This window comes from Solihabitans fulvus (genome assembly GCF_008386585.1).
GTDB lineage: Bacteria > Actinomycetota > Actinomycetes > Mycobacteriales > Pseudonocardiaceae > Solihabitans > Solihabitans fulvus.
On record NZ_VUOB01000418.1, the window covers coordinates 1 to 234 of the forward strand.

General features: G+C 50.0%; 1 protein-coding gene. It reads right to left on the minus strand.

Going from position 1 to position 234, the window contains the following annotated elements; genetic code table 11:
* On the minus strand, positions 1–193 hold a 193-nt coding region (locus F0L68_RS46210; protein ID WP_240543058.1), incomplete at its 3' end, for a GTP-binding protein.
* Positions 194–234 lie beyond the last annotated feature (41 nt).

Genomic DNA, 234 nt, shown 5'->3' on the forward strand with positions numbered 1-234 from the left:
AGGGCTCACTGTATGGTGGTTCAGTGGAATCCATTTTGTTTACTCCTACGATGAGCTGTTTGACACCGAGGGTGAAAGCGAGCAAGGCATGCTCACGGGTTTGACCGTTCTTAGAGATACCAGCTTCGAATTCACCGGTACCGGCAGCTACGATGAGCACAGCGCAATCAGCCTGAGAGGTTCCTGTGATCATGTTCTTGATGAAATCTCTGTGTCCAGGAGCATCAATGATGG